The following is a 17739-nucleotide window of genomic DNA, read 5'->3' on the forward strand; positions in this document are numbered from 1 at the left end:
GCTGTGAAGCACTGAGGTTCATTGCTTCCACCGTCACTGCCGGACAAGCCCGGTGATGACAAACTCCAAGGAGCGCGGAAGGGCAAGCGACGAACGCTCCATTATGCTCCTTTGCCCGCATCCTGCGTGATCTTCACCAGCTCGGGAATGAAATCGCGAACCATCGGCTGCGGTTGAGTGTCAAATGGCAGTGGCCTCACGACCCGCATCGCGGCGATACCGACGCGTACCGTCATCAGACCGTTCACCACGCCTTCGCCCAAGCGTGCTGACAGCTTCGCGGCCAGACCTTGCCCAACTAGCTGTTCGACGATGCCGTCCGTGAGTACTAGGCCCCCTGTGACGGCCAAATGGGAGAGAACGGCACCTGTGAGCCTAAAGAACCCAAAGAGGCCCGGACGGGCCCCGTAGAGGGCTGCGATAGAGCTTGCGAGCCGGATGCTCTCATAAATCACAAATGCAATGTCGATCAGCGCGCGGGGCGATACCGCCGTAACTAGCGCCACGCGACGCGCCGACGCGGCAGTGAGGCGTTTGGCCTTCGCATCAAGCGGGGACATCAGCGCGCGCTCCGAGAGGGCGATCACCTCATTGCCGTCGAACATATTGGGAAGATGTTCGGAGACGTTCTGCTTGGCTTGTGCCAGATCAGCGCGAGACGCGTATATGGCGAGCAGTTCGTCGGCGACTTTGCCCGCACGGTGGCGGTCGTTCTCGGCTTTTGCGCGTGCGGCATCGGCCTTGAGCGCATCAAGAACGCGCAGGCGTCGGAGCGCAAAAAACTCGCGCGTCAGCAGCGCCAGGATGGCTACGATGAACGCGCCAAGAACGCCTAGGCCAATGTAGCCGACATAGATGTTCTGCGCGAAGAGATCGCTGATGAGCCGCTCAGCCGCCAGACCCAGTCCGGCGGATATGAGGATGCCACCCGTCGTCCAGGCGATCCGCCCCACCCAGCCCATGCGTCGGGCCGGTGGCGTTATCAATTCCGGGTCTGGTTCAGGCTCGAATGCGACTTCAACGATCTCCGCGCGTTCGGCTGCGAATGCCCTGGGAGCGCGCACGGGCACCTGGCTCTCTTCGGACGACGTGATGGTGTGGGCAACAGGGCGCTTCATGCCATCCAGTCTCCAATGAGATAATCAATGGCGCGGTCTAGGCGGATATGCGGAAGCACCACATCACCGGCGGCGTTGCGCTCAAGGCGTTGCGGCGGCGTGAAACGCAGGAAATTCAAGTCCACTGGCGCGCCGTCTTCGAATAATGAATCCGGCCGCGCAGGCAAGTCGCCGGGGAATAGAGCGATTTCGGTTTTGCCGTCATAAACGGTCCCATCCAGTTCTTCGCCGGCGATGGGCGTTCCAACCAGCGTGGGCAGCGTGTGACCATCCTCGCGGATGGTGCCTTCGGTGGTCGCACGAATGCCCGCAACTGCCATGGATTTGGCGTCAGCCCCTGCGAACCGGCCGCGCTTGGCAGCATTAGCAACCAGCCGATTGAGAATGGCTTCGAGCTTGTCGTGGCTCGTGTGGTGCACATGGTCCGCTTTCGTTGCCGCGAACAGAACCCGATCGATCCGGCGCGAGAATGGCCGCAGAATAGGGTTCGCTTCACCCTGACGGAAACAAGCCATAACAGCGGTCAGCGCCGTTTCGAGATCGCTCACTGCGGCAGCGCCAGTGTTCAACGCGCGCAGCGTGTCGACCAGCACAATCTGCCGGTCGAGCCGCGCAAAGTGATCGCGGAAGAACGGACGCACAATGCGGTCCTTATAGGCTTCGTAGCGTTGCTCAAGCATGCGGTAGAGGCTATTGCGCGGAATGTCCCCGGCAGGCAGCGGCAGTGGCGCAAAGGTGAGGGCAGGCGAACCTTCCAAATCACCGGGCAACAGGAAGCGACCGGGTGGTAGCGTCGAGAGGGCACCGTGCTCGCGGCTGCGGCGCAGATAGGTCGTGAAGGCCGCAGCAAGATGCTCGGCCAAAACGTCCGTTGCCTCCCCCTTCACGTCAACCGTGTTAAGCTCGGTCAGGAACTCGGAAGCCTCGGCGAGGTGTCCCGGCTTTTGTGCGCGCTCCAGCGCGTCCTTGCTCCACTCGGCGTAGGACAGGCCCAAGAGCGGCAGGTCCAGCAGCCATTCGCCGGGGTAGTCGACGATATCGAGGTTCAGCGTGGCTGGGCCACGCATATTGGACCACCATTTGGCCGACTGATATTTCAGGACAATCCTGAGCTGTGAAATGCGTTTTGTGCCTTCTGGCCACGTCGGCGGGTTGCCCGTCAGCGTTGCCAGGTGCTGCTCATAGGCAAAGCGCGGGATGGTCGCATCGGGGTATTCGGCCAATCGCGCGCCAATGAAACGCCCCTCAGATGCCGGCACAAAGCCAGGCAAACGCCCATTGGTGAGGAGGTTATGAACGAGCGCGGTGATGAAGATGGTTTTGCCAGCGCGGCTCAAGCCGGTGACGCCCAGCCGCAAGGTTGGGGTCATCACGCCCGTGGCGCTATCTGCAAGATTGGAAAGAGCAATACCGATTTCGTCGGTCAGTCTGGTGGGCGGTTGCGGCACGCGGTCAGTCCTCAATGGCACCCAGAATTTAAGGGCGTTCTGCGCCAATACAAGGCTTTAACCCCAAGTGGGGGAGAGCCGTTCCAAAACAAAGGGGCCACGAGGGCCCCTTTGGATCTTATGCGCCAATCTCGTCGAGATTGTATGGCGTGGATTGGTAGATCTCGTTGATCCAGTTCTGGAACAAGAGATGCCCGTGGCTACGCCAGATATTGCGCGGCGCTTGGGTCGGATCATTGTCCGGATAAAGATTGGCCGGCGGCGGGGTATCGAGCCCCTCCTTGATGTCCCGCTCATACTCATCCGCCAACGAGCGATTGTCGTATTCGAAGTGGTTGAGGAAATAGACCGCACGCTGGTTTCTGTCGCCCAGCATGCACAGGCCAACCTCTTGGCTATCAACCATAATCTCAAGGTTATCACCGAGCGTGCTGCGGTCGATATCATTGTAGCGCGAAACGGGCACCATCAGATTATCGGACATGCCGCGCAGGAATGGCGAACGCGGAGTGATCACTTGATGCTCGTACACACCAAACGACTTCTTCTCGGTGCGATAGCGACGGGCGCCGTGGAAGTGGTGCAGCGCGGCCTGAGCGCCCCAGCAGATAAACATGGTGTGGTGCACATTGGTGCGGGTCCACTCCATAATCTCGAGCATTTCTGGCCAGTAGCGTACTTCCTCAAACGGCATATGCGCAATCGGCGCACCCGTGATGATGAAGCCGTCGAACTTCTTGTTCTTCACTTCGTCCCAGGTTTGGTAGAACGAATTGAGGTATTCTTCCGAGGTATGCTTGGACTGGTGCTCGGTGATGCGCACGAGCGACAGGTTCACCTGCAACGGCGTCGAGCCGATAAGGCGCGTGAACTGGGTTTCAGTTCGCTCCTTATTCGGCATCAGATTGAGCAGGCCGATTTCAAGCGGACGGATATCCTGACGCGCAGCGCGCGAGGAATCCATGACATAGACGCCCTCGTCTTCGAGGGTCTTTCGGGCAGGCAGCCCGTCTGGAATTCTAATAGGCATGGTGGCCTCTTATTCGATGCAAGGAGAGAGCGTTTCGAGCGGAGCGCGCGTCACCACGGGGTGCGCGCGCTAGCGCATTCGCTTCTCAATTGCGGCGGCCACCAGATCGATAAACTCGTCGCCATCGCGGACAGTGGCCAAGTCCGAAGCTTCGATAACATAGCCGAAATTGTCCGCGAGCGCTTGGTAGCGCGGCAGACGATCATGGAGCAGAGCTTCAAAGCCCCAGGCTCCGAACCCGGCTGGGTCGACATCGCAGTCGTCCATAATGCCGTTGATCAGCTTATATTCGGCCCATTTTTCAACGAGAAACTCGGGGCGATAGTACATGGGCTTCGGAGACTTTTTAAACCGCTTCACCAGCTCAATCGCATCCTTGTCGGTGCCACGGATGTAAATAAGCGCCGTGTGCGCGGCCAGCGTCTTAACCACCGGGTCTTCGGCATTGGTCGGGTCGATCACTTCGATCAGCGAGCCGCCGGTGTCTGCAATGAAGTCATTGTAGCCGTACAGGGCTTTCGCACGGTCGAAGAAGTAAGGAACGTCCTGCAGCGCCGCGATTTCCGCTACGCGATGTTGCTCTTGGCGACGTTGATATTCCGCCAAGGGCAATCCACCCCGCGTTTCATCGCCCGGCGTGCCGAGATAGGTCGAGAGCGGGTCGAGATTGTCGAAGGTGATATTGGACGAGATGTAGATGGAGTCCGAGCGCAGCAGCTGCGCCAGGAACGGGACCTTCATCGCCTCATGTTTGAAATTGTCGACGATGAACTCGCCCATGTAGCGCGTGCCAATGCGGTAGTCGGCCGAATAGTGGAACCAGCTATTGTCGCGCAGCATATTGCTCAGACGAGTTTTTCCCACGCCTGCCATGCCAAACACGGTGATCGCGCGTCTTGGGGCCTTCACAAATTCATCGGCGCTGGAAAACAGCATTTGGGCAGTCTCGTCGTTAGATAGATCGGTTCGATTTAGCTGATGCTCTGTGGTTTCACAAGCAAGAGGCAAAAACTGCCGGTTGGAGTGGAGCGTTTTGCCGTCGTTGCCAAGTCTATTGCGCGGTAAAAGTCAAAATCGTTAATAGATTCAACGTTCCAAGTAAGTGGCATTCGTCTTGCTTTGTTATCGCCAAGTGAGCCCAGTTGGGCGCGAGGTTAGGCGGAGCGAATAATGGGTATATATGGTGCACTTTCTACTGCGGTTACTGGGTTGCGCGCTCAGTCTCATGCACTAGAAAATATATCAGGTAATATCGCAAACTCTCAGACTGTTGGTTACAAGCGTATCGACACGAGTTTTAAGGATCTGATCGCAGACGCGCCGGTCCGTGCGCAAATCCCTGGTGCGGTGCTTGCTCAGTCGCAATCGACCAACAATCAGCAGGGCGATATTCAGACTAGCTCCAACGAGACCTATATCGCTCTGAACGGTAATGGCTTTTTTGTTGTTGAGCCAAAGATTGGTCAGGCTGATGGTTCGCCGCTCTTTGCGGGCACCAATAACTTTACCCGTCGTGGCGACTTTGAAATCGACAAGGATGGTCTGCTCGTCAATGGCGCGGGCTACTACCTGAAGGGGTTCCCGATCGATACCGCCACTGGGAATATCTCGGGCTCTGTGCCGAGCGTGATTTCGATCTCAAACGCCTATTTGCCCGCCAATGTGACACGTTTAATCAACTACCAGGCGAACCTTCCACAGGTTCCCAAGACGGCCAACTACAACGCTGCATCGCCAAATAGCGAGCTGATGAAGACTTGGTCCTACACTGGAGTTTCCGGTAGTCCTGCTTATCCGCGTACGACAAACGGTGCGACCATTTCCGATTTTGCGACGAGCGTCCCTGCTCGTGCAGTCGGCGCGCAGATCTATGTCGGAACAGCGGCGGCAAATACCATTGCCAATGACGGCGATCTGCTGGCTGTGACGATGCATGGCGCTACCTATAACCTGCTGTTCGCTCCGCCCGGTACGACGCCTGCCGTTGGGGAAATCCTGATCGATAACACTGGTACGGTCGCTGATGTCGTGGACCGAATTCAGACTGCCCTGCGCACGGCGACGGGTGAGCCGACGGTTTCGGCTCAACTGCGCCATGGCGCGATGGTGTTGTCCGCTGGGGATGGCAATACGGCAGACCTTACCTTAGCCACGACGCGCGCTGCGGGCGGTGCAGTCGTTGGCGGTATGCTTGGACTGGGCGACGGGACGAAAACTGCCCAGACTGGGGCTGCTGTGACTTCGGCCACGACGCCAGGTTATATGGCTGTCTCTCATGGTCAATCGATGGAAATCAACATCGGTGGTCTGGTCCGCAAGTACACGTTCGATGCTGTTGGTGGCATGACCGCAGGTACGGGCGAGGCGATCATCAATTCCAGTCAAACACTGGATGGCATGCTAGCGGATATTCAGACGGATCTGCAGGCGAACGGCGGGCCGGGTGCTGCTGATGCGCGGGTGGCCTATGAGGGTGGCAAGGTCGTTGTCTCGTTTGATAGCAACTATCTCTACAATGTGTCGATCGCGGGCAGCGCGGCCACATCGCTTGGAGTGAATGGCTCGTTTGCTGCCGCCACTGGCACGCTCGCCACGATCACTGCCGATGACTCCGCAAAGTTCATCTCCGAGTCGATTTCTGGTGGTGCAATCACCGTTTACGCCGACAACGGTGCACCGGCGAACGTCCAGTTGCGTTGGGCGAAAGTGGATAGCGAAGCCACAGGTGGTCAGGACAAGTGGCAGTTGTTCTACATGTCCAACAGCACTGCCGTCGGCGGCGCTACGGCATGGACCAATGTTGGACAAGACTACACCTTCAACCCCAACGGTACCCTCGTTGCTCCAGGCGTGACCGAAGCAACGATCAGTAATTTGACGGTCAACGGCGTAAGGATCGGCGACGTAAAATTGCGTCACCAAGAGAATGGGATGTCGGAATTTGCAGACGTCAACGGTTCCGTGAGTGTTTCGACGCTCAACCAGAACGGCTATGGCGCTGGTGAATATCTCTCCGTGGCCGTTACCGATGAAGGGCGCGTTGTTGCGACCTATTCCAACGGCGAGCGTCTCGAACTTGCGCAGGTGGCCACGGCTCAGTTCAACGGTGTGAACTCGCTCAAGCGTCTCGACGGTGGCGTCTATCAGGCGACCGCGGAGTCTGGGGAACCCATCATCGACCTCTCCGGCAGCGGTATTATCGGGGGAGCCCTGGAGTCATCGAATACCGATATCTCCGACGAATTCACCAAGCTGATCATCACGCAGCAGGCCTATTCGGCCAGCACGCGCATCGTCTCTACAGCCGATGAAATGCTCCAAGAAGTGCTGAACATGATCCGCTAAGGCGGGTCATGACTTTCCCCTTGGCTAGGATGGCTGAGGTTCATATTTCGCGGAAGGGTTGTTTCCATGGGCTTGATGTCCTCACTCTCCAATGCTGTTTCGGGTCTTAGGACGAACCAAGATGCAATCTCGGTCCTAAGTCGCAACGTCTCCAATGCGGGGACGCCCGGCTATCACAGGCAAGCTCTCAATATTGTCGATTACAATACGGAGAACTCTAGCTATGCGCGCACCGTCGGGGTGAACCGCGCTTTTAGTCAGAGCCTTCAGACTTATTACAATCGGCAGGTGTCGGACACGTCGGCCTCAAATGTGATAACGCGCTATTTGAGTAAACTGGATGGCGTGCTCGGCAAGCCTGGTTCCGCAGGTTCGCTCGATACGCTGGTAGGTTCGCTCAAAAACTCTTTGCATGCACTTGCGACAAGTCCGGACGATTATTCGACGCGGGCGGATGTGGTGTCGCACGCTCAAACCTTTGCCAACCGCCTCAATGAGCTGTCGACGACGGTGCAGGGGCTTCGCAAGGATACTGAGACGCAGATCCAGAGCAATGTGACGACTGCCAACGCCATGCTCAATTCACTCGATGAAGTGAACAAGCGCATGCTGGATCTTGGCATGACGGACACCGCCCGTGCATCCCTTATGGATCAGCGAGATCGCCTCGTTGCGGGCCTCGCTGAGATCATTGACGTGCAAGCGGACTATCGACCGGATGGTTCAGTGGCGTTAATGACCCGATCCGGGGTTGGCCTGTTAGACAACGGCCCAAGCTCGTTTAATTTTGTCACCGCCGGGGCGCTATCGCCGACGACGCAAGCGAGCATTGATCCCGAACTGAATAAAGTCGGCATTCTGACGCTCACGACGCCTTCGGGTCTGACCATTGATCTGGTCAAGCAGGGTGTGCTCGGTGGTGGTGAACTTGCGGCCTTGGTTGAGCTGCGCGACAAGACATTGGTCGAAACGCAAAATCAGCTCGATGAGATCGCTGCGAGTGTGGCCTCGGTCTTCTCAACGATTACCGCTGAGGGTACGCCAGTCACCCAGCAAGCCACGCAGGCCAGTGGCTTTGTCGCCGATATTTCGCATCTCAAATCCGGCAACGATATTCTGTTCCGCTATAGCGAAAATGGCGAAGAGCAGCGTGTGCGGGTGGTGAACAGCACAGTCGATGAAGACTATGTTGATGCGAGTGGCCAACGCGTTGTGTCGTTCAGTTTCGGTTCGCCGCCAGATGCCGCTCAGGTGGCATCGACGTTACAGTCGCGCTTCTCCTTTCTGCAAATTTCAGGGACGGATGGTAATCTGCAAATTCTGGACGATGGTCCGGAAGGCACCCGAGATATCACTGCATTGACCACGCGGGGAACCGCTACGGGAATGCAGCAGGGGGAGCTTGCGTTCTCTCTGTTTACCGATGGGGCAAAGCCCTATTCGGGCAGCACAGAGTATAAGCCTGGTCAGATTGTTGGCTTTGCGTCACGCATTACCATCAACGCGGATGTCCTTTCTGACAACCGTTTGCTGGTGCAGTATGACTTGGATTCCCCGTTGGGCGACGCCAGTCGACCTGAATATGTGCTCAAGCAATTGCAGGGCATGTCGTTTGTGTCCGGCACGACCGCAGCATCCAACTATGGGCGCCATCAGCTCAACGGTTCGCTTGAACAGATTGTTGGGCAGGTCCTCAATTTTCAGGGTTCGACGATCGGTAACGCGCAGCGGGTGAGTGATCATCGTCAGCTGACTCTGGATACCATTTCCGAGCAGATGGACGCCGACTATGGGGTCGACATGGATGAGGAAATGGCTCGTCTGACTCAGTTGCAGAGCACCTATGCCGCCAATGCTCGTGTCATGTCAGTCGTGCAGGAACTGCTCGATACGCTGATGCAAGCCGTTTAAGGGAGATCGAGAAAATGATCGTCAATAAATCGATGTTCCCGCTTCAGGCTGGTTTCGGTGTCATCTCCAAGATGAACAGCCAATTCGCGCTCCTTCAGACGCAGCTCGGCACGGGCAACAAGGCGCAGACATTGGCCCAAATGGGCAAAGACCTGCCTGTATCACTTTCGGCGCGGTCTAGGCTGACCCAGATCGAAGGCTATATGGGCAATGTCGAGCAAGTGAACCTGCGCCTGTCCTTCTACAACAATGCGCTCACCCGCATGGACAAGATGGAAGGCGAAGCGCGCAACTCAGCAGTGCAGGGGCAATACGGGTCCAACAACATCAATATGGCGACTTTGCCTGGGCTGTCCAAGGCGCGCTTTGACGAGCTGGTCACCATGCTGAATGCAGACGTCAACGGTCGCTACCTCTATGGTGGTAACAAGACCGACACTTTGCCATTGAAGCCTACGGAAGAACTTCTCAACGGTGTGGGCGGTCGTGCTGGCTATGCCACCGTGGTGACCGAACGGCGTGCTGCAGATTTGGGGCAATCGGGTTACGGCCGTTTGACGACAGACATTGATGTTCTGACGCCCGAAACCGTGACATTTGCTGAGGATGGTGCACATCCATTCGGCATGAAGCTCTCGACGGTTTCTCAGGTGGGTGGACGGGTTGCGATCGACACCAGCGCGCAAAACGCGGATCCGGCGGCTCTGGCGTTTACCTTTGACGACGCCAACCTGCCGCGTGCCGGCGAGAGTATCACCTTGGGCTTTACCTTGCCCGACGGGTCCGAAACGCAGATTACCCTGCGTGCTTCAGAAGAGGACACGGGCACAAAGGGTGAGTTCACTATTGGCGAAGATGCTGCAACGACAGCTGCAAATTTCCAGACCGCGCTTTTGGAGAAGATTCACATAGCGGCCGAAGGCGAGCTGATGGGGGCATCCACCTTCGCAGCGGCAGAGAATTTCTTTAACGCCGCTGGCGAGCCCGTAGTGCGTGTTGCTGGTAGTGATCCTTACACTGCCACCTCTTTGCGTGTCGCAACTCCATCCGACACCGTGCAGTGGTACAATGGCGAAACTGCAGCTGTATCAGCCAGCAATTTAGGGCGATTGGGTGTTTCGTCGAGCGGTGGCGACAGTGTTACCGTAAAGGGCCTGGAGCCAAGTTCCTTTGCTCATGGCTTCCGTATTACGGCGGCGTCTTCACAGTCCAGCCAGTTCCCTCCGACCGCTACACTACCAACCGTAACGCAGACCGCGGGGCCGCCGTCGTCGCTATCCGTGCAGTTCAGCCAGTTGCCCACTGCCGGTGATAAAGTGACCTTTACCCTCACCGAGCCATCGGGGAAGGAAAGGGAGGTCACGTTGGAGGCCGTGACTGGGCGCGCGGGGCCAGGGCAGTTCACGATCGGCACTGTCACTGCGGCGGGCGATGCTATCGCCAATACAACCGCCAATTTTGAGCAGGCCATTACGCGCTCCTTGTCCACAACGGCGGCTCTGGCTGAGGGGAACCCTCGCCAAGCAGTGTCGGCGGCTGTGGAGGACAATGGTCGCGTCAATTACGGCATGCAGGCCAACGAGATGGGTTATCTGCGGATGATCCGAAGCTTTGCTGCGCTCTCGATCGAAACCTATCCTGAGGCAGCAGGTGCTGAGGATCCCAACTCAATTGACCTCAACCCAGCGCGCGCGCGTTTCGATGCGTTGGCGAGCCGACAGGCTTCGCAGCTGTCCGAAGCGCGCAATAGTGAGCGTGGGTCGATCGAAATGGTGACGATGGAACTGGGGGTGGCTCAATCCAACCTGCTCGCGGCCACCCAGAGGCACACCAACTATAAAGCGCAGCTGGAAAACCTGCTGGGCGAAGCCGAGGCCGTCAACAAGGAAGACGTTGCTATGCAATTGCTTGCGCTGCAGACGCGGCTTCAGGCGAGTTATCAGGCAACGGCGATGGTCAGCCAACTGAGCTTGGTGAACTTCCTCTAATCGAACCGAGTTCGCAAATGCAAACGCCCCGCTTTCGAGCGGGGCTTTTGCATTTGTAAGGAGCGGTCACAAAAAAATGCCCCGCATTTTGCGGGGCATTAAAATCGGGTGTGTCGCAAACTACATGCCGCGCAAGCCGGCTGCGATCTGGCGGTTCAATCGAACCAACACCTCAAGCTTGCCTGGTTCGGGCTCGAGCAGTACTTCGCGTGTCTGGTTCATCACGAAAATACCAAGATTGGCGATGTTCTGCCGGACGTCATCGGGCAGGGGGCTATCTTCCTTCGTCACGGAAGTCATGAACACAGTCCAGAGCTTTCGGTTGAAGTTTAAGACAGGTTCAAGCTGGTCTGAACTCGCAGGCCATTCGTCTGTTACTTTTTGGATCGACGCCGCTGCGCGCATTAACAGTGCGGACTCGCGTTCACGTGAAGTTTCGACGACTCGTGCGGTTTGCTGGTAGGCATTAGCCCCGGTTTGATACATGAGAAACGAGTTCCTGTTCGTACTCGATAAGCCGTTGTGCGGCCTTCAATGCTTTGTAAAGCTGGCCGGTTAATATCTCGTTGTTTATTTGGCTAACTATCTCAATTGACGAAGGAACTGCTGTCGTGAAGTCGTTAATAAGTGCGAAATACTCTTCCTTGGCGACACTGATGTCATCCTCAATATACATCAGCTGAACTGCAAGGTAGATCCGCTTCGCAGGGGTCTTTGCGGTGTCAGAGGTGAGGATGTCTTTTTCGCGTAAAATTGGCGCGCGACCATCAATGTAGAGGCGTGTTCTCTGGTCTGAATTTGTAATAATGCAGTTGCCAACCAGCAGTTTCTCGCCTGGCTTCAATTCGACTTTTAGGGCCATTACTCGACGCTCCGCTTGAAGGGATATGATCCAATGAGCTTCTGCCTGAGATTGCAAGGCAAGAGAAGGCAAGAAATGTGCCCGGTTTACTCAAGTGAATACATATCAATACGTTATTGGAGCAGTTGTAGCACGCTTTGATCGGCTTGGCTGGCGAGAGAAAGAGATGAGCTTGATAGTGATTGTCGCGTTTGCAGCGCGAGCAAATTGGCAGCTTCTTCGTTCATATCGGCTAGGGTGAGGTTAGCGGCACCTGTCTCCAGCGTATTGATCATGTTCTTGGTAAAGTCTTGGCGGTTTTGAACGATGGACAGGTTCGACCCAAACTTTGACGCCTGCGAACGAATGTCCGAAAGCGCCAATTTGATATCATTTATCAGCGCATCAATGCCCTCATCTGTATCGAGGTCACGGCCGATGAGGTTTTCGATTTTTAAAGCGCTGGCATTGATGCCCCGACCATCACTCGTCTGCACATCAATGAACGAGCTGCCGTTTTCATTAAATGTGATTTTCAAGTTATCGCCGCGCAGCAGGTTTATGCCGTTAAATGAAGCGTCATCTGAAAGACGGTCGAGCTGGTTTTTTAGGTCGTTGAACTGCAAAGATAAATTGTCGCGAACAGAATTGCCTTTGATCGTGGAAGGTCTTGTAGTGACAGGGCCTGCACCGTCTGGATCAAATTGAACTTCAAGCTCCGCTGTCGAAAGGTTTTCAACGCGCAATTTGCCATTGTCATTCGACGCGCGAAGCTTTGAACCGTAGTTACGATTGATTTCCTCAACAAACTTGTCGACAGCGGTTTTTGCGGAGTAACCGTCGACAGTCGGTGTGCCGGTAACTGTGCTGTCCGGGCCGAAAAGGGCAACCCCACGCGGGCCGAATATTGACAAGGTTTTGGCTTCTGGCACGCGAGCGACGATGGAAAATTTGCCATCAGCGTCAAAAACGGCCTCTAGGCCGTTGATGTCGGCGTTTTTCAACTCAGCATTGATGCGTTCGACCGTACTGTTCTGCCATGTCTGGATATCCATTGCAGAGATGGCTGTGCCTACGCCGCCTTTGACGCCCGTAATGGATATCTCAACTGATATATTGTCGTAGTTGATCGAGAAGGTGTCACTCGCAGCTTCAACGGTCTCGATGTGAACGCCGGTCGTTATAGGCGTTGTGGTGACGTCGCCGGGTATCTCATCCTCACCATTCTCAAATACCGCGGGGTTTGTCGGTGCCGTCGTAAAATTATTGGCCACAGTTGGGCCAGAACCTAGCTCGCCCCCAACACGCTTGCGAATTGTGAGTATGTTGCCTGAAATAGATGCCTCATAAGTACCATTCAGCGTGGTGTTTAGAGCAATCAACGCTTCCAACTCCTGCGCGAGATCGGCAGGATTGGAGCCTCCGGTGGCTAGAGTGAGGGTCTGGCCATCGAACGTGAGTGTCTGACCGGCAGTGACGCTTGCCCCTGTGAGGTCGATGCGGGTTTCCGCAGCCACAGCAAGTTCGCCGGCGTACAATCCTGTCACTGCCGGTGCGGGGTCGCCATACTCCAGTGCTTCGAGTGTAATATTTTGTGTTAGCGGATCTGCAACAACGCGATACCCACCGGCTGTCGCACTGGCTTCAAGGCTGGCGACAAACGTCTCAAACGACCCACCGGTTGAAATTGACTGTCCTCCTACAGTCACTGTTGTTGGTACGGATCCATAGGCGAAGGTCGAAGTCGCCTTTTGGGCTGCGCTGTGACCAGAGACGAGGGCCACTGTGGCGGCCGGTTGATCAGTTTCAACTGTTTCGATGATCACGCTATCGGCGTTGACGCCTGTGCCAACACTCACGGTGTAGTCACCGAGAATTTGCGAGCTGTTTGCGTTGATTGCGTTGTCGATGCTTTGTGCAATTTCTGCTGGTGTGAGGATAGCGGCAGCGCCGGTTAGCGTAACATCGATGCCGCCGACCTTGATGACAGAGTTATTGGCGAGGCCCCCACCAACATTGATCTTGGTTCGGCCACCAATACCCGTTGCCTCGGAGGCCTGGGAGCCAGTCGCTGCGGCTATGGGGCCTTGATATGCTTGAGCATCAATGGTTGTTAGCTGCGCCTTCCGCCCCACAGTTTCTACCCCGAGCTTTATTTCTGTTGGTAGTTCGAACTGGCCGCCATTCACTGTCAGGATACTGTCTGCGGTCACTTCGTAGATATGGTTCTGGAAGGACTTGTCCTGTCGGGCTTGGCGCAGGGTCGACTGCATCGATTCAAGCGTCTTGGTAATGGCCGTCAAGCCGTTGTCCGCTGCCTGTAAAGTCTTGATGCCGTTGGACATGTTGTCCATGAGCGAATTCAAGTCTGATGCGCGACTATTGAGTGCTGACGCAGTAAAAAAGTTCGTCGGGTTATCAAGGGCAGAGTTGACCTTGTTTCCTGTCGCAAGACGTTCTTGTGTTCGTGCCATCAGGTCTGCTGTGCTTTGCAAGGAAAGCAGATTAGTCCGTACGGCTTTTGACAGAGTAATATCCGACATTTCTCTTACCTCGCGCAGAAAGACTCGTGACTTTCTATTTAAGTAAGGAAATGTTTACGGAGGTAAATATTAATGAGTTGTTAACGGTGCTTGTTAATCCTTTTTTAGTGACAACTCGCCGTGCGGTAGACGGCAGGCAGTTATCGCGTGATTTTGGCCTCCTCAAACGAAAATAGGCGGGCCGAAGCCCGCCTATTCCTATTGGTTTTTGCGTCCGATTAGCGGAGCAGCTGGAGAACCGACTGATCCTGCTGCGAAGCCATCGACAGAGCCGAGGAGCTCAGCGACTGACGGGTCTGAAGAGCCAGCAGGTTTGCTGCTTCTTCGTTCATGTCAGCCAGCGTCAGGTTTGCCGCACCGGTTTCGAGCGTGTTGATCATGCTCTTGGTGAAGTCCTGACGGTTCTGAACAGCGGACAGGTTCGAACCAAAGGTCGATGCCTGAGAGCGTAGTTCGGACAGGGCGGTCGACAGCTTGCCGAGAAGTGCGTCGATGTCGGCGTCATCGTCGAGGTCGGAGCCGATCAAGCTTTCCAAGTCTAGGTTGGCGGCCGTAATCGGACGCTCATTGCCGTTCTTGTCCTTCGCCTGAATCTGGATCGCGGAGGAACCGGACTCGTTGAAGGTGATGGTCAACTTGTCACCGCGCAGCAGGTTGATACCGTTGAACGAAGCGTCATCGGCGAACTTGTCCAGTTGGTCGCGCAGGTCATTGAACTGCTTGGACAGGTTGTCGCGGATGACGTTGCCCTTGATCGCATGCTGTGTTGGAGCGCCAACACCGGATCCGTCCTTGTCGAACTCAACGTCAAGTGCTTGAGTTGAGAGGTTCTCGATCCGCAGCTTGCCATTGTCGTTCGAGGCGCGAACCTTGCCGACTGTGCCAGGATTGCGGTTGATCTCTTCAACGAAGCGATCAACGGTGCTGGAGGACTTGTAGGCCGAAACAGCTGGTGTGCCGGTCGAAACGTTTTCGGTGCCGAAGAGAGCGACGTCCTTACCCGAAATGGCGAGTGTCTTGGATTCAGGGCCATTGGCCGTGAATACGAGCTTGTCGTCCGCATCGAACGATGCCTTCACGTCGAGGATACCAGCAGCCTTGAGCTGATCATTAATCAGGTCGAGTTGGTTGGTCTTGGCATATGGCGAGCCGTCCTGACCAACGATATTGATCGCAGCCGACTTGTCACCATAAGTCACGTTGAACTTGTGCGAGGCCGCGTTTTCAGTCGTGACGAACGCACCGTCAGTGCCGTTGGTACGCGTAACCGAAATACCATCGGTTACTGCAGGACCTCCAGTGCCTTCAGCATCGCCATCTGTTGCGCTGACAAAGGTGATGCCTGTCCCATCTATGTCCCCAGCAATCTGTGCATCCTGCCCTGCAGGGTCAGCTTCATAGGTGATGCTAATGGTGCCAGTTGAGACTTCAGCATCGCCATCTGTTGCACTGACAAAGGTGATGCCTGTCCCATCTATGTCCCCAGCAATCTGTGCAGTCTGGCCGTCTGGGTCCGCTGCGTAGGTGATGGAAAAGGTGCCAGTTGAGACCTGGGCGTCGCCTGCAGTTGCACCTACGAAGCTTACACCTGTGCCAGTGATATCACTTGCGGCGTATGCCGGCTGGCCGGCTGGGACGGCTGCAAATGTAATGACGAGCTCGTCAGTGCCATCAAATGATGTGGTTGCCCCAGTGAACGCAGTACCAATTGCGGTCTCCAGTTCGCTCATGGTAGTGACGCCAGTAAGATCGATGGCCACACCACCAATTTCAAAGTCGCCAGCAGTAACAAGGTCACCAATATCAGCTGGGTCCAAGTTGAGCGTAAGCGTCGAGCGCGTTGCGGCGGTTGTAACAGCCTCGTTGTATGTTACGGTCGATCCGCTAAATGTACTCTGGATAGCAGCAGCGACGCCGTTTCCGCTAGTAACACCGGTAAGCGATACGCCGGTTCCGCCGATGCTGAGGTCGTCTGCTGTGATCAGTCCGCTAATGTCAGCGGAATCAATTGTCAGACTAGTCGTGGCTTGGGTAGCTGGCGTTGTAACGGCGCTTGTATAGGTAACGGTCGATCCGCTAAATGTACTCTGGATAGCAGCAGCGACGCCGTTTCCGCTAGTAACGCCGGTCAGCAATACGGCAGTTCCGCCGATGGACAAGTCGTTGGCACTGACGAGGCTAGCGACATCGCCTGGATTGAGTGCAAGTGTGGTTGTTGCCGCAGTAGCTGGCGTATTCGCGGCGGGGCCATTTTCACGGAGGCCGGTTATGGTCGGCGCATCACCGCCGGGGGTTGTTGAAATCAGTGAAATTTTCTTGGTCGAGGCGTCGGAGATAACGGTGTATCCGCCGTCCTTGCCATTGTCCTGAAGCGACTTGACGAAGGCTTCGAAGGTGCCGCCGCCTGTTGAGATATCCTGATTGCCTACCTTAACAGAACCAACATTGGCAGCGTCGTAGGTGAAGGACGTTTCGCCGAAGGTTGCAGCGGTAACGCCTGACACGAACTCAACCGAAGGTGAGGCGGCAGTCTTGTCGGTGTTTTCGAGGACGATCTTGGAGCCCGACGCTGTGGCGGTAATGCCGGTGATGCCAGCGATGCCCATAGCGGCGCTGATAGCACCGGCAACGCCGGTGGCGTCTACGGTTGCAGGAGCGCCAAGCGTGATTTCTTGGCCATTGATCTTGAGTTTGTCGCCTGACCCAAAGGAGGCGTCATACTCGATCAGCGCACGAGCGCCGATACCTTCGTTGCCGCTGGCAGTGGCATCCGTGTAAGCAACATCGAACGAGACCGAGGCCGCAGTGCCACCATTTGGCTCCTGCAGCTTGACTTCGAAGCCATCTGCAAATTGGCCGCCGGAGAGCTTAAGGGTGCTATCCTTACCAACTTCATAGGTGTCGGTCTGGAACGACTTATCCTGACGTGCCTGGCGCAGTGTGGACTGCATGGACTCGAGGTTCTTGGTCAGCGCGGTGATGCCGTTGTTGGCAGCTTCGATGACCTTGATGCCCGACGCCATAGAGTCGAGCAGATTGCCCATGTCAGCAGCGCGGCTGTTGAGGGCAGAGGCTGTGAAGAAGTTGGATGGGTTGTCCAGCGCCGAGTTCACCTTGTTACCAGTGGCGAGACGCTCCTGCGTCTTTTCCATCATGGTGGCGGTGCTCTGTAGTGAGAGCAGATTGGTGCGGACTGCTTTAGAAAGCGAAATGTCGCTCATAATAATCCCCTTCCTAGGGTTACGCTAGTTCATGCCTCTTCCTGAGGTCCGCTGAAACTGTACGTAGATGTCCTAATGGGGAATTAACAGTTGATGGCCCTATTTTCATCTAATGGGTGATTTATTGATCTGGTTTTATACTTAGTATTCGGGCGCGTAATGTGTTTTCGCGATTTTGTTAGCCGGAACTCCCGAGTGAAATATATTACATATTTTTGTGGGATTCTTCCGCCCGACCTGCACTGTGGGGCTGTTGTGCCGGGCAATAAAAAAGGCGGGCCTTGGCCCGCCTAA

Annotated in this window: 11 protein-coding genes; 3 read left to right on the forward strand and 8 right to left on the reverse strand. The window is 55.8% G+C overall.

The features are described from left to right. Positions 1–101: 101 nt before the first annotated feature. The 4 genes from JHC09_RS04275 to JHC09_RS04290 form a co-directional block, all read right to left on the reverse strand. Positions 102–1118 (reverse strand): TIGR01620 family protein, encoded by a 1017-nt coding sequence (locus JHC09_RS04275; protein ID WP_199530946.1) that lies wholly within the window; start codon positions 1116–1118, stop codon positions 102–104. Beyond that, a complete protein-coding gene (locus JHC09_RS04280) occupies positions 1115–2566 on the reverse strand; it encodes a YcjX family protein (protein ID WP_349236509.1) in 1452 nt (483 codons plus the stop codon). Before JHC09_RS04280 ends, JHC09_RS04275 begins: the two co-directional genes overlap by 4 nt. A gap of 118 nt (positions 2567–2684) precedes the next feature. Continuing rightward, entirely contained in the window at positions 2685–3596 is a 912-nt protein-coding gene (metA, locus tag JHC09_RS04285; protein ID WP_199530947.1) for a homoserine O-succinyltransferase, read from the reverse strand. 69 nt (positions 3597–3665) lie between these two features. Further along, positions 3666–4532, reverse strand: a complete 867-nt coding sequence (locus JHC09_RS04290) for an ATPase (protein ID WP_199530948.1) — start codon at positions 4530–4532, stop codon at positions 3666–3668. 234 nt (positions 4533–4766) lie between these two features. On the opposite strand from JHC09_RS04290, the gene JHC09_RS04295 reads away from it, so the two are divergent. From JHC09_RS04295 to JHC09_RS04305, 3 genes are all read left to right on the forward strand, one after another. Further along, entirely contained in the window at positions 4767–6941 is a 2175-nt protein-coding gene (locus JHC09_RS04295; RefSeq protein WP_199530949.1) for a flagellar hook-basal body complex protein, read from the forward strand. Between the two features lie 66 nt (positions 6942–7007). After that, positions 7008–8852: a flagellar hook-associated protein FlgK gene (gene flgK, locus JHC09_RS04300; RefSeq protein WP_199530950.1), complete on the forward strand. Its 1845-nt coding sequence runs from the start codon at positions 7008–7010 to the stop codon at positions 8850–8852. A gap of 14 nt (positions 8853–8866) precedes the next feature. Beyond that, complete coding sequence (locus tag JHC09_RS04305; RefSeq protein ID WP_199530951.1) at positions 8867–10840, forward strand: hypothetical protein; 1974 nt, start codon at positions 8867–8869, stop codon at positions 10838–10840. 120 nt (positions 10841–10960) lie between these two features. On the opposite strand, the gene flaF is transcribed toward JHC09_RS04305, so the two are convergent. From flaF to JHC09_RS04325, 4 genes are all read right to left on the reverse strand, one after another. Further along, positions 10961–11326: a flagellar biosynthesis regulator FlaF gene (gene flaF / locus JHC09_RS04310; RefSeq protein ID WP_199530952.1), complete on the reverse strand. Its 366-nt coding sequence runs from the start codon at positions 11324–11326 to the stop codon at positions 10961–10963. Further along, positions 11307–11702, reverse strand: coding sequence for a flagellar biosynthesis repressor FlbT (gene flbT / locus JHC09_RS04315; RefSeq protein ID WP_199530953.1), 396 nt, complete (start codon positions 11700–11702; stop codon positions 11307–11309). The genes flaF and flbT overlap by 20 nt, the downstream gene beginning before the upstream one ends. Positions 11703–11815: 113 nt before the next feature. Further along, positions 11816–14224 carry a flagellin gene (locus tag JHC09_RS04320; RefSeq protein WP_282567657.1) on the reverse strand — a complete coding sequence of 803 codons (2409 nt, stop codon included), beginning with the start codon at positions 14222–14224 and terminating at the stop codon, positions 11816–11818. 218 nt (positions 14225–14442) lie between these two features. Further along, entirely contained in the window at positions 14443–17445 is a 3003-nt protein-coding gene (locus JHC09_RS04325; protein WP_199530955.1) for a flagellin, read from the reverse strand. Positions 17446–17739: the final 294 nt, after the last annotated feature.

Source organism: Devosia sp. MC532 (genome assembly GCF_016461625.1).
Taxonomy (GTDB): domain Bacteria; phylum Pseudomonadota; class Alphaproteobacteria; order Rhizobiales; family Devosiaceae; genus Devosia.

Excerpts from the sequence above, each read along its gene's own strand:
- JHC09_RS04275 (WP_199530946.1), bottom strand. The coding sequence starts at position 1,118 with ATGAAGCGCCCTGTTGCCCACACCATCACGTCGTCCGAAGAGAGCCAG.
- metA (WP_199530947.1), bottom strand. The coding sequence starts at position 3,596 with ATGCCTATTAGAATTCCAGACGGGCTGCCTGCCCGAAAGACCCTCGAA.
- JHC09_RS04290 (WP_199530948.1), bottom strand. The coding sequence starts at position 4,532 with ATGCTGTTTTCCAGCGCCGATGAATTTGTGAAGGCCCCAAGACGCGCG.
- JHC09_RS04295 (WP_199530949.1), top strand. The coding sequence starts at position 4,767 with ATGGGTATATATGGTGCACTTTCTACTGCGGTTACTGGGTTGCGCGCT.
- flgK (WP_199530950.1), top strand. The coding sequence starts at position 7,008 with ATGGGCTTGATGTCCTCACTCTCCAATGCTGTTTCGGGTCTTAGGACG.
- JHC09_RS04305 (WP_199530951.1), top strand. The coding sequence starts at position 8,867 with ATGATCGTCAATAAATCGATGTTCCCGCTTCAGGCTGGTTTCGGTGTC.
- flaF (WP_199530952.1), bottom strand. The coding sequence starts at position 11,326 with ATGTATCAAACCGGGGCTAATGCCTACCAGCAAACCGCACGAGTCGTC.
- flbT (WP_199530953.1), bottom strand. The coding sequence starts at position 11,702 with ATGGCCCTAAAAGTCGAATTGAAGCCAGGCGAGAAACTGCTGGTTGGC.
- JHC09_RS04320 (WP_282567657.1), bottom strand. The coding sequence starts at position 14,224 with ATGTCGGATATTACTCTGTCAAAAGCCGTACGGACTAATCTGCTTTCC.
- JHC09_RS04325 (WP_199530955.1), bottom strand. The coding sequence starts at position 17,445 with ATGAGCGACATTTCGCTTTCTAAAGCAGTCCGCACCAATCTGCTCTCA.